The organism is Flavobacterium ranwuense (assembly GCF_004349315.1).
Lineage (GTDB): Bacteria > Bacteroidota > Bacteroidia > Flavobacteriales > Flavobacteriaceae > Flavobacterium > Flavobacterium ranwuense.
The window spans coordinates 100,405-127,029 of record NZ_SMLH01000008.1 but is presented as its reverse complement, the minus strand read 5'-3'; the positions used below and the strand labels follow the sequence as shown (position 1 = coordinate 127,029).

The 26,625-nt window shown below is 34.1% G+C and carries 32 protein-coding genes, 1 tRNA gene and 1 pseudogene; 10 read left to right on the top strand and 24 right to left on the bottom strand.

Annotation, left to right across the window (positions count from 1 at the left end; genetic code table 11):
* Positions 1 to 15: 15 nt before the first annotated feature.
* From E0I61_RS13050 to E0I61_RS13040, 3 genes are read right to left on the bottom strand one after another with little or no spacing between them, the layout of a single operon-like run.
* Positions 16 to 369 carry a carboxymuconolactone decarboxylase family protein gene (locus tag E0I61_RS13050; RefSeq protein WP_131993430.1) on the bottom strand — a complete coding sequence of 118 codons (354 nt, stop codon included), beginning with the start codon at positions 367 to 369 and terminating at the stop codon, positions 16 to 18.
* Positions 362 to 1,177, bottom strand: a complete 816-nt coding sequence (tatC, locus tag E0I61_RS13045) for a twin-arginine translocase subunit TatC (protein ID WP_131993427.1) — start codon at positions 1,175 to 1,177, stop codon at positions 362 to 364. The genes E0I61_RS13050 and tatC overlap by 8 nt, the downstream gene beginning before the upstream one ends.
* Complete coding sequence (locus tag E0I61_RS13040; protein WP_165930229.1) at positions 1,177 to 2,142, bottom strand: KpsF/GutQ family sugar-phosphate isomerase; 966 nt, start codon at positions 2,140 to 2,142, stop codon at positions 1,177 to 1,179. The genes tatC and E0I61_RS13040 overlap by 1 nt, the downstream gene beginning before the upstream one ends.
* Positions 2,143 to 2,227: 85 nt before the next feature.
* Here E0I61_RS13040 and recQ point away from each other — a divergent pair, with 85 nt between their 5' ends.
* Complete coding sequence (gene recQ / locus E0I61_RS13035; protein WP_131993424.1) at positions 2,228 to 4,423, top strand: DNA helicase RecQ; 2,196 nt, start codon at positions 2,228 to 2,230, stop codon at positions 4,421 to 4,423.
* Positions 4,424 to 4,498: 75 nt separating this feature from the next.
* Here the strand turns inward: recQ and E0I61_RS13030 are convergent, their stop codons facing one another.
* A complete protein-coding gene (locus tag E0I61_RS13030) occupies positions 4,499 to 4,738 on the bottom strand; it encodes a hypothetical protein (RefSeq protein ID WP_132071915.1) in 240 nt (79 codons plus the stop codon).
* Positions 4,739 to 4,936: 198 nt separating this feature from the next.
* Between E0I61_RS13030 and E0I61_RS13025 the strand changes: the two genes are divergently transcribed.
* The gene (locus E0I61_RS13025) at positions 4,937 to 6,499 is read left to right on the top strand and encodes an NAD(P)/FAD-dependent oxidoreductase (RefSeq protein ID WP_132071913.1); all 1,563 of its coding nucleotides are present in this window, start codon (positions 4,937 to 4,939) and stop codon (positions 6,497 to 6,499) included.
* Positions 6,500 to 6,582: 83 nt separating this feature from the next.
* Here the strand turns inward: E0I61_RS13025 and E0I61_RS13020 are convergent, their stop codons facing one another.
* From E0I61_RS13020 to E0I61_RS12995, 6 genes are all read right to left on the bottom strand, one after another.
* A complete protein-coding gene (locus tag E0I61_RS13020; RefSeq protein WP_165930228.1) occupies positions 6,583 to 6,936 on the bottom strand; it encodes a cupin domain-containing protein in 354 nt (117 codons plus the stop codon).
* Between the two features lie 687 nt (positions 6,937 to 7,623).
* On the bottom strand, positions 7,624 to 8,109 hold the full coding sequence (locus tag E0I61_RS13015) for a nuclear transport factor 2 family protein (protein ID WP_165930227.1): 486 nt from the start codon (positions 8,107 to 8,109) through the stop codon (positions 7,624 to 7,626).
* Between the two features lie 79 nt (positions 8,110 to 8,188).
* Positions 8,189 to 8,974 (bottom strand): CHAD domain-containing protein, encoded by a 786-nt coding sequence (locus tag E0I61_RS13010; RefSeq protein WP_132071911.1) that lies wholly within the window; start codon positions 8,972 to 8,974, stop codon positions 8,189 to 8,191.
* A 232-nt stretch (positions 8,975 to 9,206) separates the two neighbouring features.
* Entirely contained in the window at positions 9,207 to 9,833 is a 627-nt protein-coding gene (gene msrA / locus E0I61_RS13005; RefSeq protein ID WP_132071909.1) for a peptide-methionine (S)-S-oxide reductase MsrA, read from the bottom strand.
* A gap of 1 nt (position 9,834) precedes the next feature.
* Complete coding sequence (gene msrB, locus E0I61_RS13000) at positions 9,835 to 10,395, bottom strand: peptide-methionine (R)-S-oxide reductase MsrB (protein ID WP_131993403.1); 561 nt, start codon at positions 10,393 to 10,395, stop codon at positions 9,835 to 9,837.
* 358 nt (positions 10,396 to 10,753) lie between these two features.
* Positions 10,754 to 11,215 carry a GNAT family N-acetyltransferase gene (locus tag E0I61_RS12995; protein ID WP_132071907.1) on the bottom strand — a complete coding sequence of 154 codons (462 nt, stop codon included), beginning with the start codon at positions 11,213 to 11,215 and terminating at the stop codon, positions 10,754 to 10,756.
* Between the two features lie 167 nt (positions 11,216 to 11,382).
* Between E0I61_RS12995 and idi the strand changes: the two genes are divergently transcribed.
* The 7 genes from idi to E0I61_RS12960 all read left to right on the top strand — a co-directional run bounded on the left by idi (position 11,383) and on the right by E0I61_RS12960 (position 15,065).
* Positions 11,383 to 11,910, top strand: a complete 528-nt coding sequence (gene idi / locus E0I61_RS12990) for an isopentenyl-diphosphate Delta-isomerase (RefSeq protein WP_131993397.1) — start codon at positions 11,383 to 11,385, stop codon at positions 11,908 to 11,910.
* Between the two features lie 90 nt (positions 11,911 to 12,000).
* A complete protein-coding gene (locus E0I61_RS12985) occupies positions 12,001 to 12,411 on the top strand; it encodes a 6-pyruvoyl trahydropterin synthase family protein (RefSeq protein WP_131993394.1) in 411 nt (136 codons plus the stop codon).
* A complete protein-coding gene (locus E0I61_RS12980; RefSeq protein ID WP_132071905.1) occupies positions 12,411 to 12,869 on the top strand; it encodes a peroxiredoxin in 459 nt (152 codons plus the stop codon). Before E0I61_RS12985 ends, E0I61_RS12980 begins: the two co-directional genes overlap by 1 nt.
* Positions 12,870 to 13,022: 153 nt before the next feature.
* Positions 13,023 to 13,985 carry a type I phosphomannose isomerase catalytic subunit gene (locus tag E0I61_RS12975; RefSeq protein WP_132071903.1) on the top strand — a complete coding sequence of 321 codons (963 nt, stop codon included), beginning with the start codon at positions 13,023 to 13,025 and terminating at the stop codon, positions 13,983 to 13,985.
* A gap of 68 nt (positions 13,986 to 14,053) precedes the next feature.
* Positions 14,054 to 14,320 (top strand): hypothetical protein, encoded by a 267-nt coding sequence (locus E0I61_RS12970; protein WP_099713324.1) that lies wholly within the window; start codon positions 14,054 to 14,056, stop codon positions 14,318 to 14,320.
* Positions 14,321 to 14,398: 78 nt separating this feature from the next.
* Positions 14,399 to 14,472: transfer RNA gene (locus tag E0I61_RS12965), tRNA-Thr, on the top strand.
* A gap of 128 nt (positions 14,473 to 14,600) precedes the next feature.
* Positions 14,601 to 15,065 (top strand): DUF5362 family protein, encoded by a 465-nt coding sequence (locus tag E0I61_RS12960; RefSeq protein WP_131993385.1) that lies wholly within the window; start codon positions 14,601 to 14,603, stop codon positions 15,063 to 15,065.
* 150 nt (positions 15,066 to 15,215) lie between these two features.
* Here the strand turns inward: E0I61_RS12960 and E0I61_RS12955 are convergent, their stop codons facing one another.
* The 10 genes from E0I61_RS12955 to E0I61_RS12910 form a co-directional block, all read right to left on the bottom strand.
* The gene (locus tag E0I61_RS12955; protein ID WP_131993382.1) at positions 15,216 to 15,926 is read right to left on the bottom strand and encodes a DUF4369 domain-containing protein; all 711 of its coding nucleotides are present in this window, start codon (positions 15,924 to 15,926) and stop codon (positions 15,216 to 15,218) included.
* Between the two features lie 218 nt (positions 15,927 to 16,144).
* A complete protein-coding gene (locus E0I61_RS12950; RefSeq protein WP_132071901.1) occupies positions 16,145 to 18,013 on the bottom strand; it encodes a M61 family metallopeptidase in 1,869 nt (622 codons plus the stop codon).
* Positions 18,014 to 18,068: 55 nt separating this feature from the next.
* Entirely contained in the window at positions 18,069 to 19,016 is a 948-nt protein-coding gene (locus tag E0I61_RS12945) for an alpha/beta hydrolase (protein WP_132071899.1), read from the bottom strand.
* Position 19,017: 1 nt separating this feature from the next.
* Positions 19,018 to 19,362 (bottom strand): hypothetical protein, encoded by a 345-nt coding sequence (locus E0I61_RS12940; protein WP_132071897.1) that lies wholly within the window; start codon positions 19,360 to 19,362, stop codon positions 19,018 to 19,020.
* Positions 19,363 to 19,426: 64 nt separating this feature from the next.
* Positions 19,427 to 19,705 carry a DUF2805 domain-containing protein gene (locus E0I61_RS12935; protein ID WP_066081282.1) on the bottom strand — a complete coding sequence of 93 codons (279 nt, stop codon included), beginning with the start codon at positions 19,703 to 19,705 and terminating at the stop codon, positions 19,427 to 19,429.
* A 119-nt stretch (positions 19,706 to 19,824) separates the two neighbouring features.
* Positions 19,825 to 20,652, bottom strand: coding sequence for a sterol desaturase family protein (locus E0I61_RS12930; RefSeq protein WP_132071895.1), 828 nt, complete (start codon positions 20,650 to 20,652; stop codon positions 19,825 to 19,827).
* A 45-nt stretch (positions 20,653 to 20,697) separates the two neighbouring features.
* A complete protein-coding gene (locus E0I61_RS12925; protein WP_132071893.1) occupies positions 20,698 to 21,306 on the bottom strand; it encodes an alpha-ketoglutarate-dependent dioxygenase AlkB family protein in 609 nt (202 codons plus the stop codon).
* A 4-nt stretch (positions 21,307 to 21,310) separates the two neighbouring features.
* On the bottom strand, positions 21,311 to 21,664 hold the full coding sequence (locus E0I61_RS12920; protein ID WP_131993364.1) for a DoxX family protein: 354 nt from the start codon (positions 21,662 to 21,664) through the stop codon (positions 21,311 to 21,313).
* 68 nt (positions 21,665 to 21,732) lie between these two features.
* Positions 21,733 to 22,629 (bottom strand): EamA family transporter, encoded by an 897-nt coding sequence (locus E0I61_RS12915; RefSeq protein ID WP_132071891.1) that lies wholly within the window; start codon positions 22,627 to 22,629, stop codon positions 21,733 to 21,735.
* An 83-nt stretch (positions 22,630 to 22,712) separates the two neighbouring features.
* The gene (locus tag E0I61_RS12910; protein ID WP_132071889.1) at positions 22,713 to 23,114 is read right to left on the bottom strand and encodes a DUF2721 domain-containing protein; all 402 of its coding nucleotides are present in this window, start codon (positions 23,112 to 23,114) and stop codon (positions 22,713 to 22,715) included.
* Positions 23,115 to 23,376: 262 nt separating this feature from the next.
* Here E0I61_RS12910 and E0I61_RS12905 point away from each other — a divergent pair, with 262 nt between their 5' ends.
* The gene (locus E0I61_RS12905; protein WP_132071887.1) at positions 23,377 to 23,844 is read left to right on the top strand and encodes a hypothetical protein; all 468 of its coding nucleotides are present in this window, start codon (positions 23,377 to 23,379) and stop codon (positions 23,842 to 23,844) included.
* 154 nt (positions 23,845 to 23,998) lie between these two features.
* On the opposite strand, the gene E0I61_RS12900 is transcribed toward E0I61_RS12905, so the two are convergent.
* The 4 genes and pseudogenes from E0I61_RS12900 to E0I61_RS12885 all read right to left on the bottom strand — a co-directional run bounded on the left by E0I61_RS12900 (position 23,999) and on the right by E0I61_RS12885 (position 26,584).
* Entirely contained in the window at positions 23,999 to 24,511 is a 513-nt protein-coding gene (locus E0I61_RS12900; RefSeq protein ID WP_131993353.1) for a TlpA family protein disulfide reductase, read from the bottom strand.
* Between the two features lie 109 nt (positions 24,512 to 24,620).
* Entirely contained in the window at positions 24,621 to 25,136 is a 516-nt protein-coding gene (locus tag E0I61_RS12895; RefSeq protein WP_131993350.1) for a YybH family protein, read from the bottom strand.
* A 241-nt stretch (positions 25,137 to 25,377) separates the two neighbouring features.
* Positions 25,378 to 25,668, bottom strand: a pseudogene (locus E0I61_RS12890) (molecular chaperone HtpG); the annotation flags it as partial.
* A complete protein-coding gene (locus tag E0I61_RS12885) occupies positions 25,667 to 26,584 on the bottom strand; it encodes a LysR family transcriptional regulator (protein ID WP_132071885.1) in 918 nt (305 codons plus the stop codon). The pseudogene E0I61_RS12890 and the gene E0I61_RS12885, both read right to left, overlap by 2 nt.
* Positions 26,585 to 26,625: the final 41 nt, after the last annotated feature.

Sequence of the window (26,625 nt, the reverse complement as noted above, 5' to 3'; positions counted from 1 at the left end):
TTTGCTTCTTAACAATTATTTCACAGCGGTTTGTTCCAGTGCTTCCCAGAATTCATAGGCTCTACGTAAATGAGGAACGACAATAGTTCCGCCAACAAGTGTTGCGATTCCCATAGTTTCCATCATTTCCTCTTTGGTAACACCTTCTTTAAAGCTGGTTTCCAAATGGTATTTTACACAATCGTCACAACGTAAAACTGCCGAAGCTACTAATCCCAGTAATTCTTTGGTTTTTACATCCAGCGCTCCCGCTGCATAGGCATTGGTATCCAGATTAAAAATTCGCTTTACAATTTTATTATTGTCTGCCAATAATTTTTCGTTCATTTTAGAACGGTATTCGTTGAATTCTTGAATGATATCAGCCATTTTGTTCTTTTTTATTTTTTACTACTATTTTTGAAATTAAGATACTTGCTTCATAAATTAACAACATCGGAATCGTTACAATTATTTGACTTACCACATCAGGCGGAGTAACTATTGCGGCAACTATCAGAATGATAATTACGGCATATTTCCAGTATTTTCTTAAGAAAACTGGAGTTACTAATCCTAATTTTGTTAAGAAATAGATGATAATGGGCAATTCAAAAAACAATCCACAAGCGATAACACTCGTCTTTACTAATCCAATATACGAATCAATACTAAATTGGTTTTTTACGACATCACTGATGGTAAACGAGGCAAAAAAGTTGACTGACATGGGTACAATTACAAAGTAGCCAAACAATACGCCCAAGAAGAAAAGCAAGGAAGACGAAAAAATAAAAAGTTTGGCATGCTTTTTTTCTGTATCATACAATGCAGGACTGATAAATTTCCAGACTTCCCATAAAATAAAAGGAAACCCTAAGATAAATCCGGCTGTTATACACGTCCAAATCAAAACGTTAATTTGACCCTCCATATTCGTATTTTGAATGATGAAAGGCATTTCGGTTACGCAAATACTCTCAGCAAAACCCAAAGTGTGAGACAAATCACAAAAAAAACGGTAGGTAATAAAATTAGCATCTGTGGGGCCAAAAATGATAACATCAAAAATATAATCACTTATGAAAAAAGTGACGGTAGCCAAAATTAATATTGCAATTGTGCTTCGAACTAATAACCATCTTAATTCTTCAAGATGATCTAAAAACGACATTTCGTTTAGGTTTTTTTTTGCCATTATACTATTCCTTCTTTTAAAATATCGTGTAAATGTAATACCCCTTTGTATTCACCATTATCCACAACTACTAATTGTGTGATGGAGAAGTCTTCTAAGGTGTTCAAGGCATCTACAACCATAGCGGTAGATGATACTAATTTTGGATTTTTTGTCATAATATCTTTAGCGGTCAAATCAGCGAAAGAATCTCTGTCGTTTAACATTCTTCGAATATCACCATCGGTAATAATACCGATAACTTTATCCTGATCGACAACCGCGGTTACGCCAAGACGCTTCTCCGAGATTTCGAAAATCACCTTTTTTATCGATGCATCTGGAGCAACCATAGGTTTCAAGGTGTGTTCCAACATGTCTTTCACACGCAACAATAATTTTTTGCCCAATGCACCGCCGGGATGGTAAACAGCAAAATCTTCGGCTTTGAAATCACGCATTTCCATAAGGCAAACAGCTATAGCATCGCCCATCACCAATTGTGCGGTTGTGCTGTTTGTTGGAGCAAGATTATTAGGACAAGCTTCAGCATCTACTGTGGTGTTCAAAACAAAATCAGAACCTTTAGCAAGAAATGAGGTCGTATTTCCGGTTATTGCAATCAAAGTATTGCCAAATCGTTTTAAGAGTGGCACTAAAACTTTTATTTCAGGACTGTTGCCGCTTTTTGAAATGCAAATGACAATATCTTCATTTTGAACCATCCCTAAATCACCGTGAATAGCCTCTGAGGCATGGAGAAACAGCGATGGTGTTCCCGTAGAATTAAAGGAAGCTACCATTTTCTGGGCAATAATTGCACTTTTTCCTATCCCTGTAACCACAAGTCTCCCTTTGGAATTATAGATATTTTGTGTTGCTTCAATGAAGTTTTCATCAAGAAAATCAGTTAGTTTGGCAATTGATTGGCTTTCCGATAAAATAGTTTTTTTGGCACTAGCCAATATATTTTCTTTAGATATCAAAACAGAATAATTAAAATTTGTATGTGTAAAAGAAATTTGTACCTTTAGGTGTTGCAAATTTATACAAAATACCACATAATAAAGAATGAATTCAAACGAAATTGACATACACAAAGAATTAAAAAAATATTTTGGCTTCAGCCAATTTAAGGGGTTGCAGGAACAAGTCATAAAAAGTATCCTAAACCAAGAGAATACATTTGTGATAATGCCCACAGGAGGAGGAAAATCACTTTGTTATCAATTACCTGCTTTGATTCAAGAGGGAACTGCTATCGTAGTTTCGCCCCTTATTGCTTTAATGAAAAATCAAGTGGATGCCATCAGAAGTTTGTCTTCTGAAAATGGTGTTGCCCATGTTTTAAACTCCTCTCTTACTAAAACGGAAATTGCTCAGGTAAAAAAAGATATTACTTCAGGATTGACAAAGTTGCTGTATGTAGCACCAGAGTCTTTGACAAAGGAAGAATATGTAAACTTTTTGAAAAATGTTACCATATCTTTTGTGGCTATCGATGAAGCGCATTGTATTTCGGAGTGGGGTCATGATTTTAGACCGGAATATAGGAATTTGAAACACATCATCAAGCAATTGGGTGATGTTGCTATTATAGGTTTGACCGCTACGGCTACGCCAAAAGTACAGGAAGATATTCTGAAAAACTTAGATATGTCTGATGCAACTACTTTCAAAGCATCATTCAACAGGCCTAATCTGTATTACGAAGTACGGACTAAAACTAAAAATATAGAATCGGATATTATTCGTTTCATAAAACAACATAAAGGGAAATCAGGAATCATTTATTGTTTAAGCCGCAAAAAAGTAGAGGCTATAGCCGAAGTTTTGCAGGTTAATGGAATAAGTGCCGTGCCTTATCATGCGGGATTAGATGCTAAAACACGTGCCAAACACCAGGATATGTTCCTTATGGAAGATGTAGATGTGGTGGTGGCAACCATTGCTTTTGGGATGGGAATTGACAAACCGGATGTGCGTTTTGTGATTCACCATGATATTCCAAAATCATTAGAAAGTTACTATCAGGAAACGGGTCGTGCCGGTCGTGATGGAGGTGAAGGACACTGTTTAGCCTATTACTCTTACAAAGATGTCGAGAAATTAGAAAAATTCATGTCGGGAAAACCCGTTGCTGAACAAGAAATCGGATTTGCTTTGTTGCAGGAAGTTGTGGCTTACGCTGAAACTTCGATGTCCAGAAGGAGATTCCTGCTTCATTATTTTGGAGAAGAATTTGACGATGTTAATGGTGAAGGCGCTGATATGGATGACAATATTCGAAATCCAAAAACAAAAGTCGAAGCCATAGATCAAGTGGTGCAACTACTGGAAGTGGTTCGCGATACGAAGCATTTATACAAATCAAAAGAAGTTGTTTTTACATTGATTGGCCGTGTCAATGCTGTCATTAAAGCACATAGAACAGATACACAGTCTTTTTTTGGATGTGGTTCAGATCATGATGAAAAATACTGGATGGCCTTATTACGACAAGTTCTTGTTGCTGGATTTTTATCGAAAGATATTGAAACCTATGGCATTGTAAAAATCACCAAGAAGGGGTTGGATTTTATTAAAAACCGAGAATCCTTTATGATGTCTGAAGATCATGAATACAACGAATCTGAGGACGAAGCCATTGTAACCGCTTCCAAATCTACTGGAACTGCCGATGAATTATTGATGGGTATGTTGCGTGATTTGCGTAAAAAAGTGGCTAAGAAATTAGGCGTTCCTCCATTTGTGGTTTTTCAAGATCCATCATTGGAAGACATGGCTTTGAAATATCCTGTTTCCCAAGAAGAATTGAATAATATTCATGGGGTTGGGGAAGGAAAAGCTAAAAAATACGGTGCGGCATTCTTAGAATTAATCAGCCGATATGTAGAAGATAACGATATCATCCGTCCGGAAGATTTAGTAGTGAAATCTACGGGAGTAAACTCTGTAAATAAACTGTATATTATCCAAAATATCGACAGGAAATTATCCCTTGATGATATTGCTTCCGCCAAAGGAATCAACATGGATGCTCTGATTAAAGAAATGGAGCAAATTGTGTATTCAGGAACTAAACTGAATATAAAATATTGGATTGATGATATGCTTGACGATGATCAGCAGGAAGAAATTCACGATTATTTTATGGAATCAGAATCGGATAATATTGAAAACGCACTCAAAGAATTTGATGGGGATTATGATATTGATGAATTGCGCTTGATGCGAATTAAATTCATCAGCGAGGTTGCTAACTAGTCATAAAGTCGAAGGTCATAAAGTCATAAAGTTTTAGAAGGTTTGGTGTTTTTTGGACATTTCGACTTTATGACTTTAGACTATATATAACTCTCCACGATGCGGTTTCAAAGCATCTCGAACCTGAATCATGTTTTCATCCGTAACTACCATAAATGCGATGGCTTGCATTTCGCCATGAATTTCAAACCCGGTTATATTCAACGGTAATTTTTCAATAGCGATGTATTCTTTCAAATGGATTTCATGGTGTTCTGCTGTTTTTGCAGCAGCCGGACCGCGGAAATCCCATATTAGTTTTATTTGTCTAGACATTTTTTATGAGGTACAAAGGTTCATAGAGTTAAAGCACCAAAGTTACAAAGTCTAATTCGAAAATAAACCAATTTGTAAATTTGAAAAGGGATTTTCCATTCAATAACAAGAAGTCAGTACAAAATACTACTTTTGTACCTGGGTTATTTTAGACATTTTTAAAAGTCAAATAATCTAAAAATCGAATAACCTAAAAAAATGCCTCAAGAACTCTTATTACAAGTATCTCCAGAAATTGCAGCAAACGATTTGTTGTTGAAAAATTATTTATCGAAACAAATTAAGGTTTCTGTAAATGAAATTCAGCATGTTTCTATTTTAAAAAGATCTGTAGATGCACGTCAAAAAGCTATAAAAATCAATCTTAAGGTTGTGATTTATTTTAAAGGAGAACCTTTTCAAGAGCAAAAAATTCAACTTCCAGATTATGGTAATGTGGCTACAGCCCAAGAAGTAATCGTTGTTGGCGCAGGACCAGCCGGACTTTTTGCTGCTTTGCAATTGATAGAATTGGGTTTGAAGCCCATAGTTATTGAGCGCGGAAAAGACGTTAGAGGCAGAAGAAGAGATTTGAAAGCCATCAATGTAGATCATCTTGTGAATGAAGATTCCAATTATTGTTTTGGCGAAGGCGGAGCAGGAACCTATTCGGACGGGAAGTTATACACACGTTCTAAAAAAAGAGGTGATGTAACGCGAGTTTTGGAATTATTTGTCGCTTTTGGAGCTTCAGCCGATATTCTGATTGAGGCGCATCCACATATTGGAACCAATAAATTGCCTCAAATTATTCAGGACATCCGGGAAAAAATCATCGAATGTGGCGGACAAGTTTTGTTTGAAACCCGATTGACTGATATTTTAATAAAAAATAATGAAGTGCAAGGTATCGTTACTCAAAAAGGGGACACGATTCTTGCTAATAAGCTTATTTTGGCCACCGGGCATTCGGCTCGTGATATTTTCGAATTATTGGATAGGAAAAAGATTTTTATCGAGGCCAAACCTTTTGCCTTGGGCGTAAGGGCAGAACATCCACAATCTTTGATTGACAGTATTCAATACAGTTGTGATTATCGTGGGGATTATTTACCTCCGGCTCCATATTCTATTGTGAAGCAAGTAGGAGGAAGGGGAATGTATTCCTTTTGTATGTGTCCTGGCGGCGTGATTGCGCCTTGTGCCACTAGCCCCGGTGAAGTGGTAACGAATGGTTGGTCACCCTCCAAAAGGGATCAGGCTACTGCCAATTCAGGAATTGTAATCGAACTGCAACTGGAAGATTTTAAACCTTTTGCTAAATTTGGTGCTTTGGCTGGAATGGAATTCCAAAAAAGTATCGAGCAACGCGCCTGGCATTTGGCAGGCGAAAGTCAAAAAGTTCCTGCACAACGGATGATTGATTTTACGCAAAACAGAGTTTCTTCGGACATTCCGAAAACGTCTTATGTTCCCGGAACAACTTCAGTAGAAATGGGACAGGTTTTTCCTGGATTTTTAACGCAAATATTAAGAGAAGGCTTCACTGAATTCGGAAAATCCATGCGTGGTTATTTGACAAATGAAGCGATACTTCATGCGCCAGAATCCAGAACTTCTTCGCCTGTGCGTATTCCCAGAGATCCTTTGACTTACGAGCACGTTCAAATAAAAGGCTTGTATCCTTGTGGAGAAGGCGCGGGTTATGCCGGAGGAATTATATCTGCCGCTATTGATGGTGAGAAATGCGCGTTGATGATAAAAGAATGTATAGGAAATTAATTTTTTCAGCGATACAGTCGTCTTTTAAAGAAAGCAGCCTTATTTAGGCTGCTTCTGTAGTATTATTTTAAAATAGGATTGGATTATTTTTTCTTGGCAGGTTTTATTTCTGTCACAACAATCTTGAATGTGGTAGTTCCTGTGTTTTTTGCCATGTGCGTTACGGGTGGGAAATACAGTACGTCTCCTGCTTTGATATTGGATTCGGTTGCCGGCATGCCTTTTTCTGTGATCTGAATTTTACCACCGGTCAAAGCATACACGGTGTGATGAGGATGGCTATGCCATGGCATAGTTGCGCCTGGGACAAATTCAGCTGACATGACCCTCACTTTATCATTGTCGAGGAGGATTTTTTTATACACTTTCGGACCCGCTTTCATAGGATCTTGTGCATAGACACTTGAGCTCAATAGTAGGAATAGTCCAATGAGCAACGACATCGAAATCATTTTAATTGCTTTCATTTTATTTCATTTTTATTGATTAGACATAAGATGGACAAGGTTTTATTATCCATTTAAAAAAATATTTCAGTTTCATTCCTAATGTATATTGACTTCTACCAACTTACATTTTTAATTAGTATTAAGAAATTTGGTGACACTTGTAACTAATGCTTTTTTAATTTATTAGCAAGTTCTATGCGGTTTCATAGATACAGTTCAATTAAAAAGGAAATATCAATTCTTTGGACGGTGCAAACTTTTGCATAGCAATTTATTTGAACTATCGAAGCGCAATAAATGGCTTTTGGGGAACCACTAATTTACAAAAAAAATAGGTAGAATATTAAATAGAGGGTCTTTTTTTCGAGTTTAAATAGCTGACAATTAGCTATTTACTTGAGTTTTGAATTGATGGAGTAAAAATCCATTTCTAAAATTTAAAAAACTGATTTTGTATATGAATCAAAGCTAGGTAAGATGTTTTTATTTTGTTCCTGTTGAAGTAGGAATAGCTTCGGTTTGATTGCATTTCAGATTGTAAAATTCTGTTATTTCTTCAATATTATTTTTTGTATATGTTTTGTTTTGAAATACAAACAAAGAAAATAAATGGATGAAATAAAATCTTTGATATTATAAAAAGTAAAACAAAACTTACTATTTATATCTTTATATTTAATGGTCGTAACTGATTACTCTAGATATTTTCCATTGATTGTCTTTTTTCTTCCAAATCATAAGAAATTTAAATGTTCCAATTTCTTCTTTTCCGTTTTCCATATGTCGAAATTCGTGTACGCCAATTTCAATTGCTCCATAGTCTTTAATAGGATGGACTTCCAGAGTTTCTTTGATTAGTTTTCGGGTTAGTTTGTTTTCGTTTTTAAACATATTCGAAAAATTGGTAAAAACGGTTTCATAGCTAAGTAATCCTCCATTGTCTTGAAACCATTCTAAATCTTCGGTAAATAAAGATTTGAATTTTTCGAAATCTTTCTTGTTGAACGCTTCAAACATAATCTCATCCATTTGTTCGATTTCCTTATATAATTCAGCGGAGGCTGGTGCTACTTTTTTTTCTTGTGCAGTTGCAGTATTAAAAAAAACTAAAGCAAGAATTAGATTTAATAAGTAATGAAATTTGAATGTGTTTTGTTTCATAATGTTCAAAATATTTTGGTGGAGTACATGATTTCTGCAATCCTTTACCATGGTCTTTATCTTTATTTTGTTCAAATATTTATAAAAGAGTCTGATAGGGTAAAGTTGCATTTATTTTGTTGAATAATACTTCTCTTTTTGAAGTTAATATTGCTTTAGTTATTTGAAGTTGTTTCGTTTCGCTTGGAGTCGTTTTATTCGAATTAATTCCTTTTTTCAAATGATTGATGACAACCTCATAATCATGCCATTTCCCAAGTAAATCAGATAAAATATTTTTGTCTGGCAATGATTGGTTTTGTGATTCACAATTCATGATTTTTTCATTGTATTGGTATGTTTTTAATCGTTTGCGAAAAGTGTGCATTTGTGTTTTTTTAAAGTTGGTTTTGCATATTAATTTTTTAATAGCTCTTCTCCTTTCATCCATATAGAGAATCCTCTTTTTTTTACTTGTTTTAGCTAGCATGGGAATAATTTTACGATACTTTTTTTTTAATTTTCGAACGAAGCTTTTATTAACAATAGAGAAGAAACGTAGCAGTTCTTTGGTTTCGAGTTTTTGTAAACGATTTCTGTATGCTTTTACCAAATGGGAATTGGGTTGTTCTGCAAGCAAGCATTCTTCTATTTGAAGTTCTCTTACTTTTCCTGCTTGTTTAAAAATAAGTCTAAAAGGTTTGTAAATTCTTTTATGTTTAAATTTTTTGGAACAATAGTTTAGCAAATCAAATAAAGCGTTCATTTTCTTGATTTCTACTCGAAGGGTATGAAAAGTTTCCGGAGTAAAGGATTTTGGAGATTTTTCTAAAATAAGATTTACGGCACTTTTTCGTATTTTAAAATATGTTCTAAGTGCTTTCATCTTTTATAAAATAGTTATTTTAGAATAAAAAAAGGATGATGATTTAAAAAATCTATCAAAAAAACATTCCGCGAAAATGATGTTCGTTGTACAAAGTGTACTTTTTAAATGGGTAAAAAGAAGTATAAATATATGAATTTTAGAGTAGTAAATCTACTTATTGCATTGCGTTTTTCATGTGGATATAAAAAAAAACGCCTTGTTTGTTGTGGCAAGGCGATAGCTTAATAATTTATTTTTTCGTTTTCAATCGGCTTTTAAAAAGCTTTTCGAATTTTTCCATTTTGGGTTGAATTACCATTTGACAATAGGGTTGACTTTTATTGTTTGCATAGTAATTCTGATGGTAGTCTTCGGCTTTATAAAATTTAACCAACGGTTCCAATGTTGTAACTATTGGACTGTCATAAATCCTAGCTTTTTTCATTGCAGTGATAATCGTTTGCGCTGATTTTTTTTGTGCTTCATTTTTATAAAAAATAGCGGAACGATATTGTGTTCCTACATCGGCACCTTGTCGGTTTAGTGTAGTTGGGTCATGGACTGTAAAGAAAACTTTAAAAATCTCATCCAGATTTGTTGCGTTTTTGTCGTAGGTAATCTGAACTACTTCGGCATAACCGGATCTTCCGGTAGAAACATCCTCATAAGTAGGATTAGCGATTTTTCCGCCTGCGTATCCTGATACTGCCGATTTTACTCCAATTAGATTCTCATAAACGGCCTCAACGCACCAGTAACAACCGCCGGCCAATGTAATGGTTTCAAAATTGGATTGTTTTTTAGTTTTATCAGTTGTGCTGTTTTGTCCAAACATGCCCAATGAAGCCAATAGTGCAATTAAAAATATATTTTTCATCTTATTTAGTGTCAGGGATAAAGTCAAGTGCGATAGAATTCATACAGTATCTTTTTCCGGTTGGTGCAGGGCCATCATCAAAAAGATGCCCTAAATGACCGTTGCATCTTCCGCAAAGGGCTTCAATTCTTTCCATTCCAAGAGAATTGTCGGTTTTGTAAATAACACTGTTTTTGTTGTCTTGTTCGAAAAAGCTTGGCCAGCCACAGTTGCTTGAAAATTTGGCGCCAGAACGAAATAGTTTGTTGCCACAAGCTGCACAATAATAGGTTCCTTTTTCATCCGTGTCCCAATACTTTCCTGTAAAAGGTCTCTCCGTGTCAGCATTACGGGTTACTTCATAAACGTCTTCGGGTAAAACCTTTTTCCATTCGGCATTACTAACATTAAGTTTTGTCGTGTCTGTATTTGAGTAATACGGATTTCCGGGTTTGTTGATGGAATTTTTCATTGTGATAGATTTTTTTGCACTGTCTTTTTTGTTTGTAGTTTGACCACAGGCAGTGAACATGAATAAAGGAAGCAAAAATAATACGTTTAAAAAACGGGTTGTTGTTTTCATGATTTTCTTTTTTATAGTACAAATGTAAAGTGCTTTTGAATCAAAAAATGTCACCTACTTTGCAAATGAATAGTTATTTAAGAACGTTTTAACTATTGTTATTTACGGGTAAAAGACATATCTGGATTTAGAATTAACAAAACCTTATTATTATAAAATAGGTCTATCCGCAATCGTAACCAATACCAGCAATAATTTTGCCACAGATTTCACAGATTTTTGTTTGTGTAAATTGGTATAATCTGTGTTTCACTTCATCAATGCGTCTGGAACTCTGCCTCGAGGTGGTTTGTTCTGTGGAAATCTTTTAAATCTGTGGCAGAAAAATAAAGTTTATCTACAAAGCGGACCGTCATATTTATAGAATCATTCGCATGTTGACGAGGTGTTTTTCGAACCCTGCTTTCTCATATGCCTTAATTGCCGAAGTATTGTCATTGTATACGTCCAGTCGAAGTTCAAATACATCCTGCAGGTTGCACCAATCTTTGAGCGCTTCAATAATTTTAGCGTTTACTCCTTTTCCTCTGTGATTTGGATCGGTGTACATGAATCCTAAATAAGCATAGTTCAGATGATTCAAATAAGGCTTAGCGGTCTCTATTCGCGCATATCCTGAGCCTATAAGCTGCGAATCAATTTCGGCTACCAATACTTCAATATGTGGTGTTGAAATCATTTTCTCTATATCATAATAATGTATTTTTGTTGCTTTTAAAGTAGGGTCAAAAGTGCGTTCGGCAGTAATAATTCCCTGTTCGAATTCAAGGAGTTTTTCTAAATCGTTACGATCTGCTTTTCGGATGGTTATCGTGTGCATGGTGCTTTTTATAATTTGTTATAAAAATACAAAAGAATCTTTGAAAGTATGATGTCACTTTTATTTGGACTGCCCTGAAAAAATTCCGCTTCAACAAATCGAAACAGAACGTTAAAGCCCCCGACCCTAATTATCTTTTTTGTATTTTTGACCTGTAATAGTTTTATATGTTAGAAGAGAACGTAATATTAGTTAATGAAAATGATGAGCAAATAGGATTGATGCCTAAGCTAGAAGCACATGAAAAAGCGGTTTTGCACCGTGCTTTTTCAGTTTTTGTTTTAAACAGTCAAAATGAAATCATGTTGCAGCAGCGAGCACATCAAAAATACCATTCTCCTTTGCTTTGGACCAATACCTGCTGCAGCCATCAGCGGGAAGGAGAAACAAATATTCAAGCAGGAAGCCGAAGGTTGTTTGAAGAAATGGGTTTTAAAACAGAACTCAAAGAGCTTTTCCATTTTATATATAAAGCTCCTTTTGATAATGGTTTGACGGAGCACGAACTCGATCATGTCATGATTGGTTATTATGATGAAGCGCCTGAAATAAACACTGAGGAAGTAGAGGACTGGAAGTGGATGAAAATTGAGGATGTGAAAAATGATATGGAAGTTCATCCTGAGCTGTATACCGTTTGGTTCAAAATTATCTTCGATGAGTTTTATCATTTCCTTGAGGAACATAAAATATAAGATTGCAAATAGCAGTTCAAAAATGTATTAACATAAAAAAGATTTTAGATTTCACAACTTTGAGAAATCTGAAATCTGAAATCTGAAATTATGAAAGTTACTATTTCACGAAAAGCCCATTTTAATGCGGCACACAGATTATACCGGAAAGATTGGACTTTCGAACAAAACGATGCTATTTTCGGGAAGTGTAACAATCCTAATTTTCACGGGCATAACTATGAATTGACAGTGAGTGTAACCGGTGAAATTGACCCGGAAACAGGTTATGTAATGGATGTGAAATTCCTGAGTGATATCATTAAAGAGGATGTTGAGGATCAGTTTGATCATAAAAATTTGAATATTGACGTGCCTGAATTTCAGGATTTGAATCCAACAGCCGAAAATATTGTTGTGGTCATTTGGAATAAAATCAGAAAAAGAATCAAACCTGAATTTGAATTAGAAGTTGTTCTTTACGAAACACCACGAAATTTTGTAACCTACAAAGGCGAGTAATGAAACTAAAAGTAGGCGATATCATCCCCGATTTTAAAGCGAAAGATGCGAACGGCAATGATTTTGACAGTCAAAAGATTGTGGGACACAAGCCTCTCGTTATTTATTTTTATCCAAAAGACAATACTCCGGGTTGTACCACTGAGGCATGCAGTTTTAGAGATCAATATGAAGACTTTACGGCCTTAGGCGCTGAAGTAATAGGGATCAGCAGTGATAGCGTCAGTTCACATCAACAGTTCAGTAAACAGTTTAAATTGCCTTTTATTCTTTTGTCAGATAATGACAATAAAATTAGAAAACTTTTTGGGGTTCCCTCCGGATTGTTTGGATTACTTCCTGGACGAGTAACGTATGTTACGGATAAAAATGGAGTCATTCAAATGATATTTGATAGTATGCGGGCTGCCAAACACATTCCTAAAGCACTTCAAGCCATCATAAAATTAGTATCATAGATTTAAAATTGTATTGTACATTTGTTTTCTCTTAATTTGCATTCAGTTGCTATTTACTGCCAGAAATCTTCTCAAAGGTTTAAACAGTATAGTAGTTTGGCAAAAAAAGAATATTGATTTTATACATTTGCAATCCGAAAAAAACATACTTAAATGAAACTTTATCCATTACAATTTGAGCCCATTTTAAAAGAAAGAATTTGGGGAGGTGAAAAACTAAAAACACTACTTAATAAACCAATTACATCTACAATTACAGGAGAAAGTTGGGAGTTGTCTACCGTCGAAGGTGATGTAAGTGTTGTTGCAAACGGAGAATGGAAAGGGAAATCATTAACAGCTATTATTAATGATTCTCCGGATGAAATATTAGGCACGGAAGTTCATGCCAGATTCGGAAAACAATTTCCGTTGCTTTTCAAATATTTAGATGCTAGCGAAGACTTGTCCATACAAGTGCATCCAAATGATGAGTTGGCTAAAAAACGACATAATTCTTTTGGAAAAACCGAAATGTGGTACATCATGCAAGCTGATGATGAAGCCAGAATTATTGTGGGTTTCAAAGAAAAATCGAATGCTAACGAATATTTAGAAAATCTAAAAAACAAGACTTTACTTTCTATTCTTGATACTGTAAAAGTAAAATCAGGTGATGTTTTCTTTTTAGAAACTGGAACGGTTCATGCGATTGGTGCTGGATTAGTGGTTGCCGAGATTCAACAAACTTCGGATATTACCTACCGTCTCTATGATTTTGATAGAGTAGATGCTAATGGGAACACAAGAGAATTACATGTTGATTTGGCTTTGGATGCCATTAATTATAATAAGGTAGAAACTAAGAAAGCGTATACTAAGAACATAAACGATTCAAACAAAATTGTTGACTGTCCTTATTTTACAACGAATTTTATTCCGTTAGAAGGAGAAATTTCAGTTTCTAAATCTGGAAAAACCTTTACGGTATATATGTGTACAGAAGGAACATTTGAACTGGAATACAACAATTCAAAATTACAATATAAAAAAGGAGATACTGTTTTGATTCCTGCGGCAATGAATGCATTCATTCTCAATGGAAAAGCTTCAATTTTAGAAATTTACATTTCATAGTCGGTAATAGAAAGATTATGTGTACTTTTGCAGACGCAAATTAAAATTCAAATTTTAAAAAAATAAAAATGGCAAACGTTAAGAATTTAAAAAAAGACATCAACTACGTTTTAGGAGATATTATTGAAGCAGTTTACTTGTTCGAAATTTCTACAACAGGAAAACCAACAACTGAAACTAATGATTTAATTGATGAAGCTATTGCTGCTTTTGACGCTTTAATCACTAAAGTGAATGCAAAAAAAGTAGAAAATAAAAAAGCACACTTCAAACAAATCAATGTTGAATTGGAACAAACTGCAAATCAATTGATTGCTAAAATCAACGAATTGTAGTCAAAAAAAAAGCGAAAAAAGTTTGAATTTGTTTTGGAAAATAGAAATTCAGACTTATATTTGCACCCGTAATGAGTCGCCAGCGTAGCTCAGTTGGCTAGAGCAGCTGATTTGTAATCAGCAGGTCGTGGGTTCGAGTCCCTCCGCCGGCTCTTTAATAAAACCACTTAACTTTTGTTAAGTGGTTTTTTGTTTTTGGTAAAAATCAGAATTGAATTCCGTTTTAATTGAATGTCATAATTTTTTTGTTAAATTTGGTATCTAACCTAAAAATTAAATTATGGAAGAGCATTCAGTTATTGAGAATTTTGAAATGAAACTAAATGAGTCTGCGAAAGACTTTTTGAAAGAAACAGCAAAGTGGGCCTATTTTTTATCAATTCTGGGTTACATAGGAATTGGTTTTATTGTTTTTGCAGCTTTATTTGCCGGTACATTATTCTCAGCGATGGGGAAAATGAATCCAGCAATGGGAATGATGGGTTCCTCTTTTGGAATAGTGATGGCTGTTGTTTATTTGCTTATTGCGGCACTTTATTTCTTTCCGGTATATTACTTGAACAAATTTGCATCTAATGCCAAAGCAGCGTTTAATAACAACGATCCCGAAACACTGACTACTTCTTTTAGATATCTAAAATCACATTACAAATTTATTGGAATTATGACTCTGGTTATTTTCTCTCTGTACCTTTTAATGTTTGTAGGGATGATCGTTGGCGGAATGGCTTTTAATAACGCTTAGACAGTTTTTATATATAGTTACGATGAGGTTTTGTTCAGTCAGGCTTCAGCGTTACTATACTTCTTCATAAAACAAAAAAATCATCTTGTTATAAAGCAAGATGATTTTTTTTATTCTAATTATGGAATAGAATGTAGCTTTTAGAACTGTTTACTTTTGGTTCTTGATGCTGGTAATATATTCCGTTAATTTTTTACCATAAAGCGATTGCGCTACTTTAGGTGACATTGATTTTTGAATTGTATCTAAATATTTGATATTGATATCATAGATTTCAGATAATGCTATATAAGGTGCAACTTCGAATTTTCTGTTGTTAAGTGCAAAATTAGTGGCAAATAAGTATTTTCTTTTTATGTTTGAATCTTGTTTTGCGCTTAAACTATCTGCTTTTTGTATGTTTTGACTTTTGATAGCATTAAACTTTTGTTCAATCAAAGTAAGATTCTCATCTGTAAAACGGGTGTTAATCTTTTTATACTCTTCAAATATTTCCTGATTTTTTGATCCTTTAATTTTGGCGTCAGACAAATAGTGATCTAAACTTGTTTCAATAGTTATGTTTCCTGGTTCAGCAAAGAATGATAAATTATTGTCTAAGGAATTGCTCACGCCTCTGTCTAAAAATAAATAAAGCATTTCAGGCGATTTTAGGTCCAGATTGCTTTCAAATGAGGAACTTCCATCGATGTTTATAGTGTCAATGGCTACCAGCGTGGTATCGACAATTCGCTGGATATACAAAGTTCCTTTTTTTAATCCTTTAATATTTCCAGTAATATGTAAATTAGTTTTTGATTCATTCTTGTTACAAGATGCTAATAGGATAAGCGTAACGAATGCAATAATAGATTTTTTCATGTGAAGTTAAAATTTGTTTTTTTGAAACATAGTATCGCCATTCTTTATCCTGATTTGTCTCGAGACTTCGGGATTGAATCAAGGCGATTTGATTGGTGTTTATATTTTGGCGCAAAATAAAGAAAATTGTTGGAATGATTTTACTAACGCATTCAAATTTCACAAAAAAAATCCCAATCTATATTTCTAAATTGGGATTTTCTGAATTATTTTTGGGATTATGATTTTAACCAAGCTTCTTTCAAAGTTGTTTTGGTTGCATCTGTAGCCTTAAGACCTCCTTTTTCTTCATAAGGAAATTTTACCTTTCCTTTGATTACTTGTTCCTTACCGTCACGTTTTATTTTTACGGTAATGGCGTCATTTTCTTTCCAGTTTTGACTCTCCGTAATCATATCATAAATGTTGTCTAATGAATACGGTTTTTCATTAATAGACACCAAAATGTCTCCTCCTTTAAGCCCTAAATTTGTATAAAAAACGTTCAATTCCATGTTTGGAATCACGATGATTTCTTTAGTTTGTTGGTTCACGGTAATATATGGCGATTGTCCTTTTAAGAACACATTTCCGGGTACTTTTTCCATGGATTTAGTAACGCCAACTTTAGCCAAATAAGTCTCATAAGGAATTGGAGTTGGACCAGAAACATAAGTAGTCAAAAAAGCTCCTACTTCAGGATAGGTAAATGAAGTTATTTTGGCAAAAAGCTCATTATCATTAAATGGTTTTGAAACTCCATATTCATTAGATAATTTTTGCATTAAATCAAGAATTCCTCTTTCGCCATTACTTTTTTCTCTAATGATGATATCCAAACACATTCCAATAAGAGCTCCTTTTTCATATACGTTCAAGTATTGGGCTTTGTAAGGTTCTGCCAATACATTGGCACTCATCATAGTGAAAGGCATCGTGTCATTCATAGCATTTGCATGCTCAATTTTTTCTGCCATACGCGTATAAAACTCCTCTTCAGTAATTAACCCTTGGTTGATCTGAAAAAGATTCGCAAAATATTCTGTCACCCCTTCATACATCCATAAATGTTCTGACATTTTAGGCGTGTTGTAATCAAAATAATGAATCTCTTTAGAATGAATCGTTAAGGGTGTTACAATATGAAAAAATTCATGCGAAACCACATCTTTCATCGATTTAACCAATTCTTCCTTTGGCATCATTTCAGGTAAAACAACGGTGGTTGCAGTAGGGTGTTCTAATGCTCCGAATCCTTTAGCATCAGTAGGTGTCATACTTGATAAATACAACAATACGCTGTATTTTTTTGTAGCATTGATTTTTCCTAAAAATGTTTTTTGAGCAGTCATCATCGTTTTCATCTCAGGAGTGATGCTTTCTGCAGTCACTTTTCCAGTAGGAGAATAAACGCCAATCAGTATTTCCATGCCGTCTACCGTAAAAGTAGTATAGTCCGGTTTTGCATACATAATAGGATTTTCAACTAATTCAGCATATCGAGGTGTTGTAAACACATCGTTAGTTGCGCTTGCATCTTGATCTGTCATTGAGGTTGCTCCCCAAAGCATTTCTGGGTGCGAAATACTTACAGTGTACGGAAGGTCTTTTTTGTCTTGAAAATAACCTGCAAAACCGTGCATGTTCAGCATAAAGTTTTTTCCTGCATCAATGTTTGTCCCGGCTGGTGAAAAAATATCATTTTGACCAAAACCGCCACCTTTTTCAGTATCAAATGTGTCGTTTACCAAATAAGTTATTTTAACTAACGTTTTTGCATTTTTAATATTCCAGGTGTTGTCATCTGTTTTAGTAACGGGCAATACACTTCCTTTGCTGTCAAATGCTTTAAAATCCTCGATGTATTTTCCGTAATCATCTACAGAATAGGTTCCGGGAACAATTTTAGGAATGCTGTAGGTTACTTCATCCGTGCTAATTTTTGGGGAAGTAATGGTGACAAGTACTTTGTCATCCTTTATGTCATTCAAATTAACAGCGACTTTTACTACATCAATAATAGATTTCGAGTCATTAGCTGAAGTACTGGCAGTTTTACAGCTCCAAAGAACAGAAGCAAATGCTAGTGCAAAAAATATTCTTTTCATTTTCGTTGATTTTTATTTTAAATATTAGTCTCTATAGTTGCACAATTGTTACATCTTAAAGTGATTTTACAAACGTTGTTATTGTGCTTGTTAATTTTGAAGTTATTGGTAAATCAGGATTGGTATAGGATTTCATGTTTTCTGAGTTATCCCCTTTGATTTCTTTAAAAACATGATTCATATTTTCAATCAAAACGAGTTCAGCCCCTGGTTTTGCTTTTTTTAGTAGTTCTGCTTCTTGAACTGACACTTGTAAATCCTTGGTTCCGTTTACAATCAATACAGGCATTTGTAATTTAGTGATTTCAATTTGTGGATTGTATTTTATCCATGAAATCATATACGGCTGAACGCTTTCTCTAAAAATGGATGCCAACATGGGATTTTTTAATTCGAAAGTTTTCCCGGTTTTAAGAATGCCAAAATTCTTTTCCACTTCCTCTTTTAAAGAAGGGGCTTGTTTTGTTATCTGTTCTACAATAACGTCATCAATAGTTCTTCCGGCTCCAGCTAATGAAATGAAAGCATCTGCTTTGTCACTTGCGGCTATCATTCCTATTAATGAACCTTCGCTGTGTCCGGCAATTATTATTTTGTTGTATTTTTTTTGATTTTTAAAAAATGATAAAACTGATTTTGCATCGGTAATGAAATCATCAAAAGTTAGCGTTGCCTCATTTACAGTTCCAGTCTTCATTTGAGCAATGATTCTTTTATCATAGCTAAAAACGGCAATGTCATTTTTAGTTAATTCTTCTGATAGGTATTTTAAGGAATTATTGGTTAAACCTTTTTGATTTCCATCTCTATCTGTAGGTCCTGAACCTGCAATGAGAATAACAAGATTTGTCTTTTTGGTTTGTTTTAAAGGAGAATACAACGAACCATTTATCAATGGATTTATAGAAATTTCTTCTTTGTTAAAAGATTTAATTGCTGTTTCTGCTTGAGAATAACAAAGTGTTGAAAACAGTGTAAGAAATACAAGTAGTAGTTTTTTCATTTTATTTAGTGTTTAATAAGCTCATTGTCTCTTCCGGATTTTCAACTTCGATAATTAGTTTATTATAATAGGAATCTTTGAGTTCGACAATAACTGCATTTTTTTTATTGCAAACATCCCAAAAATTGCGTTTTCCCTTTTTTATATAAGCTCCAGCAGTAATAACCCATGGTAATTGGGTGCCTGGCATTTTCCAACCAATCCAAAAGGTAAATTCATCGTTGCTTTGATACGCTTGGATTATTTTATCTTTCGGTACTCTAATCTTATTTTCGAAAGCCCAAAATTTATGACTTCTGAGAATGTCAAAAATAAATTCGTTTTCGTTTGATGTTACTGAAACCATTATTGAGTTTGTAAAAGTGACATGGTATAAAAACAAAAACTCCTGAATATCAGGAGTTTTATTTTTAGTCTAATTTGTTTTTTATATAATATTTTCCATCCAAATCTTCATCAAAATCATCAATTTTAACGGGTTTTGGTTTTGGTTTATTTGCTGTCGCTTTCTTTTTCCACATTTCAAATTTCTCTGCTGGCATCTTCTTTTTCATGATTTCAAGAATCTCTTTTTCTGCCAGACCAAATTCTTTTTTTATGATTTCAAAAGGATTTTTTTCTTCTAAAGCCATTGTAACAAGTTTTTCTGTTTGCTCCCAGTTCAATTCTTTTCGGTTACTCTTTTTCATCACGTGAAAATTAATTCAAATAAGTTGTTAATGATTAATAAATTACATTTCTAATTTGATACCAATATTAAGAAAAAAAATAATTAGATTTTCTCAAAAGATCATTTTTTTTATACTTTTCACTTATTTTCTTTTATTGGCGGTTTTTGAAAGGGTATTTTCAATAAGTTTTTTAATTCATTGTGTTCTTCAGGCCTCGGATGTGTGTCGATTCCGTAAATGATTTCTTCTTTTGGAAGCGTCATAAAGGTTCCAAAAAGCCGGTCCCAAATAGAAAATATATTGCCGTAATTACTATCCGTATACGGTAAAACATAGTGATGGTGCACTTTATGCATATCCGGAGAAACGATAAAGTAACTCAGAATAATATCTACTTTTTTTGGAAGAGAAATGTTAGCATGATTGAATTGTGTTGCCACAACGGATAACGTTTGGTAAAGGAAAACCATCCACATGGGACTTCCAATAATTAAAACTCCCATAGCCGTAAATGTAAAACGGATTACACTTTCTCCGGGATGATGTCTGTTAGCAGTTGTAGTGTCAATCCACGTATCGGTGTGATGAATCAAATGGAAACGCCATAAAAATTTAGTTTTATGTTCTACTAAATGTACCAGATACGCGCCAATTAAATCCAGTAAAAGCAATCCGATAAGCGCGTAAAGCCATAATGGCATTTCAGGCAGCCATTGTAAAATTCCAAAATTATTGGCAATTGTCCAATCGGCTGATTTTAGCAATATAAACGCCAAACAAAAATTGATCACAATAGTAGTAAAAGTCATAAAGATATTAATACCTGCATGATGCCATTTTTTGTACGTGAAGTTAAAAAGCGGAAAAGCATTTTCTATCAACCAAAAAAAAGTGATTCCCCCAACAAGAATTAAGCTTCGGTGTGAAGATGGAATGGTAGAAAAATAAGCAATAATATCATTCATAATTGGAGTATTTATTCCAAATTTAATGATTTTTATTGAAAATAATTATTTGATTACTCGAAAGGTACCATTTATTCTGGGGCCAATGGGTTTTGCGGTTTTTGGAATCTGGTGTTTCCAGTAATGCTGCGTTGTTCCTTTCATCAGTAATAAACTGCCGTGTTCCAAAACGATACTTTTTTTCTGGTCTTTGTAGAGCTTATGTTTCAGTTGAAACGTACGTTCCGCACCAAAACTTACAGAAGCAATTATTGGGTTTATTCCTAATTCTTTTTCGTTATCGGCGTGCCAGCCGTTACTGTCTTTTCCGTCGCGATAGTAGTTGAGTAAAACGGTTGTGAAATTGGCATCGGAGACATTTTCGATTTCTGTTTTTAACTTTTGCAAAAGCAAATTCCAAGGATGCGGTTGCATTTTTATATTCGAATAAGAGTAGGGTTTTCCTTCGTTTCCAAACAAAGCCGTCAAACGAGGTTGCGGATGAGTTTTTCCATACACCTGAATTTCATCTTGTTGCCAAGGGATTTCTTGTATCAATTCGGCAAAAATAATATCAGCTGCCGGCTTGTCAAAAAACTGAGGATAATAGATAATCTCAGCATCGGGCAGGTCAAGGAATAAGGGGGTTGATGAGGATTCGAAGAGTGATTTCAATGGATTATGTGTATTGGTAGGCCCAGTAAATTAATAGTAATTGAAAAGGCATTCGAAGCAGTAAAACCCAATTTGGCAAACCCATTCTTGCTTTTTTATCAAAATACATATAGAGATGCACAGGGAAAATAGCAATCAATAAGGCAATAACTCCCCAAGCAGCATAGTTTGAAAGTAGCGGAATACAGAGTGCAATACCCAAAAATATTTCAGATAGACCGCTGATGTAGTTTAATAATTTTGGATTCGGAAAATAAGTAGGAATGATTTTTAGGTACAGTCTCGGGTTTCTGAAATGGTTTAATCCTGCTAAAAAGTAAACAAAAGCCATCACATATAAATGCCAAGGTAGATTCATAATAAAGTTATTTATCACGAATTTATAAAAATTTTAATGAAATCAGCTTAAATGTTTTTAAATTGAAATTAAGTAGTTTTCTTAAAGTTTACATTCATAATCACAATCGCTAAGATGATTAAAACGATTCCAATCCATTGGATTAAACTCACTTTTTCACTCAAAAGAAAATACGCCATTAGTACTGATACGGGAAGTTCCAGTGCAGAAACGATGCTTCCTAACCCAATTCCTGTGAGCGGAAAACCGGCATTAAACAATAAAGGCGGAATTATAGTTCCAAATAGCGCCAGTATTATTCCCCATTTCATGAAAATCTCAAAATTAAAAGGAGTTGTTTGTGTTGCAATTGCAAATCCGGTTACAATAACAGCACCACCAAGAAGCATAAACAGACTGCGTTGCGCTGAGGAAATATGTGTTGCCACACGATTAGCAGTAAACATGGTTGTGGTAAAGGAAGCTGCCGCCAAAAGCCCTAAAACAATTCCGCGCCAGTCTAATTCTACTTTACTTTCAATAAGATTAGTAGCAAGTGCGGTTCCAATTAATACAATAACTACGGAAACTATTTTTTGAGTTGAAGGTCTTTTCTTTTCTAAAATCATTTCGAATAAAACGCCCATCCAAACCGTTTGCATCAATAAAACGATAGCAATGGAAACAGGAATGTATTTTACCGCCAAATAATAAAAAATACTCGTCATTCCCAAAGAAGTTCCTGCAAGCATTAATTGACCAATGTTTTTCTTGGAAGCTTTTACAACGTCATTTCTCTTTTTAGCTTTTTGAAACAGATTAATAAGCAACATTCCCGTAATTCCATATACAAATTGAGCAATGGTAACTTCAGGTGTGGTGAAACCTTCGCCGTAGGCTATTTTTACAAAAGTAGCCAGCATTCCGTAACTCGTTGCACCAAGACCTACTAAGAAAACTCCTTTTAATACATTATTCTTTATCATTTTTTTTAATTTTAAAAAGCGGGCAAAGGTAGGGTTTAGATATTAGTTATGAGTTAGAGTTAAGAATGTAAATTCTATTTCTTTTAATTCACCTCTTTATCCGCCAAATCACTCAAATGCAATCGTAAGGCATTCACGGAAATGCTGATTTCCCAAAACGATACTCCCAATGAAATAAGTAAACTGAGTAAACTCAATCCGAAAATATAAATGCCGAATAATTGTTGTTCTATAAATAATAGCATCATGGCTAAAACCGATAGAAACAAACTCATCACGCCAAACATTTGCATATAGCGAATAAGTGTTAAGCGTAAGTTGAGATTTTTTATTTCGAGTAAAATACTTTTGTTTTCTTTTTCGTCATAGTTTTTCTTTAAGCTTCTGACGATCTGTGCAATGGTAAGAAATCGATTGGTATAGGCCAATAAAATCAATGAGGTTGCAGAAAAAAGCAGGGCTGGAGTTTCTATATTTAAAGCCATGATTGTGGTTGTATTTTATAATAAAAAATCTAAAGTACGCAATTCGATTCTTTTTTAAATAAAAAAATGGCAAGAGTGAATTTGCAGCTTAATGTATTTTTCGTTGTTAGGGTTTTTGGATGCGAAGTTGGATGAATTGCCAATTTGCAGTTTCTCGGTACGTTTTTAAAATAATACAACTCTTAGTAGGGTAAAGTGCTTTACAGTTGTCTTACTATTGAAGTTAGTCAAACGATAGTAACTGTAATTAAAATTTATAATCATGAAAACAATTAAAATCCTACTTGTCCTATTTCTTTTGGGAGCAATAGCGACAGTAAATGCACAAGAAGCCAGTTTAGAAAGTGAAACAAGCATAAATACCAATGCAGATAAAATTACTTATTATCAACAAAGGGGTAGTGAAGATGCCAATTATGAGTTAACATTTAAGGCTAAAACTAAAGCCGAAGAGAAAGCTTTTTGGAAGGAGCAAAAAGAGTACGAAAAGGGGTTAAAGAAAAAGAATAGAAAAGCGTATCAGGCATATATTGCCAGCAAGCAAGATGTGTATACAATGCATCATTCTCATTGTGATGCCCATTGTCATCACAGCGATTCCTTTTATGGACACGCAGGATTTTATTATTATGAATATGATCAAAGAAATTATCAAAGAAGGCCAAGCAATACTTCGGTAAATACACAAATAGGCGTGCGCACCCCCAGCGTACGACTAGGTATTTTTTAATATATTGAAGTTTGCAAAAAGCCGTTTTTTCTTGTTTAGAAAAAACGGCTTTATTTATTTTTATAGCAGTAATCAGATCGATTATTAAATGAATTACAAAAAATGTTTTTTTGTTTGTGGGTATGAGTGAGACGCTTGCGCTAGCTGATGGCTTTTACTTAATTATTTCGTTGATTTTTTCTTTCATTTTTTCAAATTCTTCGGGAGAGTATCCAATAGAACTATATACAATAATTCCGTTTTTATCAATAAGATAATTCCTCGGGATATATTGTGTAGCAAATAGATTATAAACGGATTTGTCTTTATCGGCATAAATAGGAAAATCAAATTTCTTTTTATCTCGAAATAGGTTTACCTCCTCCGCTGAATGTCCTCTTCCGAAACTCATTAAAACAAAATTTTTATTTTCTTTATATTTCGCCCAAACTTCCTGTTGCAAAATTGGCATTTCAACCATACAAGGACCGCACCAAGTTGCGAAAAAATTTAGTAAAACGACTTTTCCTTTTAAGCTAGAGAGATTAATTGTTTTTCCTTTTTCTAATTTTATGGTAAAGTTTGGTGCTTGCTGCCCTTCTAATACTACATTGCTTTTTTGATAATCTTGCCCATAAGTATTGGATAAACTTATAAATAAACAAACTAAAATAATTCTTTTTTTCATGTTTTTTAATTTTCATTGTAGCTAATCTACAAAAAAACCTGCAACTGTATGCTTGCAGGTTGTTTGTAACCGATCCGATTCATAGCTAATAATCCAAATATCGAAGTATCTATTTGGATGGAGGAGGAGCCATACAAGGCAAATCAGAATTAAAAATGTCACGGAAAAGTTTCCATTTTCCATCCTCCATTTTCCACAATTCCAGTGCTTTTCCACGGTCTACCTCTTTTCCGTCTTTATCGGTCATAGACCATTCTTCTTCCACGGTCAGCATATTTTCATCACCCCAAACTTCTACAGGTTTTATACTTAAACCACCTGCTCCGGCTTTAATGAATCCAGCTAATGTGGATTGAATATCTTTTCTTCCCGAAGCTGCTTTCTGATTGGGAGGCATAAATTTGGCATCAGCGGCATAACCGTTGACAGCATTTATAGTGTCGCCTTTGTTGAATGCGTCAGTAAAAATCTTGTTTTCTTTTTCTATCGCTTGCATGGCTGCGACTTTGTCAAATGTTGCTTCTTTCTCTTTTTTGGAAGAATTACAACTAACCAATACCAATAATAGCGTTGTTGCTGTGACAGACACAATTGTGGATTTAATAAAATTTAGACTTTTTCTCATGGTTACATTTTTTTAGATTAAAAATTAATATTTCATAAAAAGCACCATAAAGATATTGATTATTTTAACATATTTAACATGAGTATATTTATAATTATTTGAATAGCAATTCGTTAGGTTTTAAATTAACAATGTTTAATCTTACGTTATAAAAAAATTTCAATTTTGAAAAACAAAAAACCTGCAAACTTTCGCTTGCAGGTTTAGTCTAATAATCTAACGATCTAAAAGTCTAATAATCTTATTTGATCATCTCAAAACTTCTTTTTACGAACGCCGTTAAAGCTTCGCCTTTTAATAGGTTTTGTGATAATTTTGCTAAGTCAAGCGCTTGTTTTACTAAACTTTCCTGAGCTGATTTGTCTTTGTTGTTTAGAATGCTTGTCGCCAATTCAGAATTAGTATTTACCACTAGATTGTACATTTCCGGCATATTTCCCATTCTAAACATTCCACCACCGCCAGACTGACTCATTTCTTTCATTCTACGCATGAATTCCGGTTGCGTGATGATAAATGGTGATGCATTACTATTTAATCCAGTTAAATTTTTGTTCGATAATTCTGGTTTTTTCTTCTTGAATGAATTTCAAATAAGCACTGGCTACTGGTGAAAATTTCTTGCCTTTTAACCAGATTAAATTCCAGTTGGATTGAATTGGCAGACCTTGTACAGCAATGATTTGCAAGTCACCGTTATTGAGCTCGTTTTTTATACCGATTAATGGCATAATGGAACATCCAAGTCCAGCGAGTACAGCTTGTTTTACGGCTTCATTGCTAGTGAGTACCATTTTTTTCAGAACCGTTAGTTGATTGTTTTCTATAAATTTTTCCATTATATATCTCGTTCCTGATCCTTGTTCGCGATAAATCATCGGTAAGATTTCTATAATTTTTTTATCTTGAATACCGTTTTCTATTTTTTGATCAATGTTAGCGACAAGGAAAAGTGCATTAGGCATAAGCTCCACCTTTTCAATTTGCAGGGTTTCTGGCAGCACGGAAACCAAGGAAAAATCAACTTCGTTCCTTTCTAGACTTTTCAACACTTTAGTCTTATTGGTCACATCCAGAATTAATTCGACACCTTGATTTTGTTTCAAAAAATCAGATAAAAAATAGGGAATGACATATTTCCCTGTGGAGACTACGGAGATCTTTAATCTTCCCGCTAGCTGGCCTTTGAATGCCATTGTTTTATAGTTAATAGCATGCACTTCATTTAAAATTTTCTCGGCAGCTAGAGAAATTTCTTTACCAAAATCGGTTACATATAGTTTTCTGCCAATAACTTCTGTTAGAGGAACATCAAATTGGTCCTGAAAATTTTTTAATTGAATGGATACTGCTGGTTGAGTAAGATGCAGTTCCATCGCCGCCTTTGTGATGCTGTTATTTTGAGTGATTTTTAAAAATACGTGCAGCTGGTGGAGTGTGTAATTCATAAATATTTTTTATGTAAATCATTACAAATATAAATAAAAAC

Excerpts from the sequence above, each read along its gene's own strand:
- E0I61_RS13050 (WP_131993430.1), bottom strand. The coding sequence starts at position 369 with ATGGCTGATATCATTCAAGAATTCAACGAATACCGTTCTAAAATGAAC.
- tatC (WP_131993427.1), bottom strand. The coding sequence starts at position 1,177 with ATGGCAAAAAAAAACCTAAACGAAATGTCGTTTTTAGATCATCTTGAA.
- recQ (WP_131993424.1), top strand. The coding sequence starts at position 2,228 with ATGAATTCAAACGAAATTGACATACACAAAGAATTAAAAAAATATTTT.
- E0I61_RS13030 (WP_132071915.1), bottom strand. The coding sequence starts at position 4,738 with ATGTCTAGACAAATAAAACTAATATGGGATTTCCGCGGTCCGGCTGCT.
- E0I61_RS13025 (WP_132071913.1), top strand. The coding sequence starts at position 4,937 with ATGCCTCAAGAACTCTTATTACAAGTATCTCCAGAAATTGCAGCAAAC.
- E0I61_RS13015 (WP_165930227.1), bottom strand. The coding sequence starts at position 8,109 with ATGAAACAAAACACATTCAAATTTCATTACTTATTAAATCTAATTCTT.
- E0I61_RS13010 (WP_132071911.1), bottom strand. The coding sequence starts at position 8,974 with ATGAAAGCACTTAGAACATATTTTAAAATACGAAAAAGTGCCGTAAAT.
- msrA (WP_132071909.1), bottom strand. The coding sequence starts at position 9,833 with ATGAAAAATATATTTTTAATTGCACTATTGGCTTCATTGGGCATGTTT.
- msrB (WP_131993403.1), bottom strand. The coding sequence starts at position 10,395 with ATGAAAACAACAACCCGTTTTTTAAACGTATTATTTTTGCTTCCTTTA.
- E0I61_RS12995 (WP_132071907.1), bottom strand. The coding sequence starts at position 11,215 with ATGCACACGATAACCATCCGAAAAGCAGATCGTAACGATTTAGAAAAA.
- idi (WP_131993397.1), top strand. The coding sequence starts at position 11,383 with ATGTTAGAAGAGAACGTAATATTAGTTAATGAAAATGATGAGCAAATA.
- E0I61_RS12985 (WP_131993394.1), top strand. The coding sequence starts at position 12,001 with ATGAAAGTTACTATTTCACGAAAAGCCCATTTTAATGCGGCACACAGA.
- E0I61_RS12980 (WP_132071905.1), top strand. The coding sequence starts at position 12,411 with ATGAAACTAAAAGTAGGCGATATCATCCCCGATTTTAAAGCGAAAGAT.
- E0I61_RS12975 (WP_132071903.1), top strand. The coding sequence starts at position 13,023 with ATGAAACTTTATCCATTACAATTTGAGCCCATTTTAAAAGAAAGAATT.
- E0I61_RS12970 (WP_099713324.1), top strand. The coding sequence starts at position 14,054 with ATGGCAAACGTTAAGAATTTAAAAAAAGACATCAACTACGTTTTAGGA.
- E0I61_RS12960 (WP_131993385.1), top strand. The coding sequence starts at position 14,601 with ATGGAAGAGCATTCAGTTATTGAGAATTTTGAAATGAAACTAAATGAG.
- E0I61_RS12955 (WP_131993382.1), bottom strand. The coding sequence starts at position 15,926 with ATGAAAAAATCTATTATTGCATTCGTTACGCTTATCCTATTAGCATCT.
- E0I61_RS12950 (WP_132071901.1), bottom strand. The coding sequence starts at position 18,013 with ATGAAAAGAATATTTTTTGCACTAGCATTTGCTTCTGTTCTTTGGAGC.
- E0I61_RS12945 (WP_132071899.1), bottom strand. The coding sequence starts at position 19,016 with ATGAAAAAACTACTACTTGTATTTCTTACACTGTTTTCAACACTTTGT.
- E0I61_RS12940 (WP_132071897.1), bottom strand. The coding sequence starts at position 19,362 with ATGGTTTCAGTAACATCAAACGAAAACGAATTTATTTTTGACATTCTC.
- E0I61_RS12935 (WP_066081282.1), bottom strand. The coding sequence starts at position 19,705 with ATGAAAAAGAGTAACCGAAAAGAATTGAACTGGGAGCAAACAGAAAAA.
- E0I61_RS12930 (WP_132071895.1), bottom strand. The coding sequence starts at position 20,652 with ATGAATGATATTATTGCTTATTTTTCTACCATTCCATCTTCACACCGA.
- E0I61_RS12920 (WP_131993364.1), bottom strand. The coding sequence starts at position 21,664 with ATGAATCTACCTTGGCATTTATATGTGATGGCTTTTGTTTACTTTTTA.
- E0I61_RS12915 (WP_132071891.1), bottom strand. The coding sequence starts at position 22,629 with ATGATAAAGAATAATGTATTAAAAGGAGTTTTCTTAGTAGGTCTTGGT.
- E0I61_RS12910 (WP_132071889.1), bottom strand. The coding sequence starts at position 23,114 with ATGGCTTTAAATATAGAAACTCCAGCCCTGCTTTTTTCTGCAACCTCA.
- E0I61_RS12905 (WP_132071887.1), top strand. The coding sequence starts at position 23,377 with ATGAAAACAATTAAAATCCTACTTGTCCTATTTCTTTTGGGAGCAATA.
- E0I61_RS12900 (WP_131993353.1), bottom strand. The coding sequence starts at position 24,511 with ATGAAAAAAAGAATTATTTTAGTTTGTTTATTTATAAGTTTATCCAAT.
- E0I61_RS12895 (WP_131993350.1), bottom strand. The coding sequence starts at position 25,136 with ATGAGAAAAAGTCTAAATTTTATTAAATCCACAATTGTGTCTGTCACA.
- E0I61_RS12885 (WP_132071885.1), bottom strand. The coding sequence starts at position 26,584 with ATGAATTACACACTCCACCAGCTGCACGTATTTTTAAAAATCACTCAA.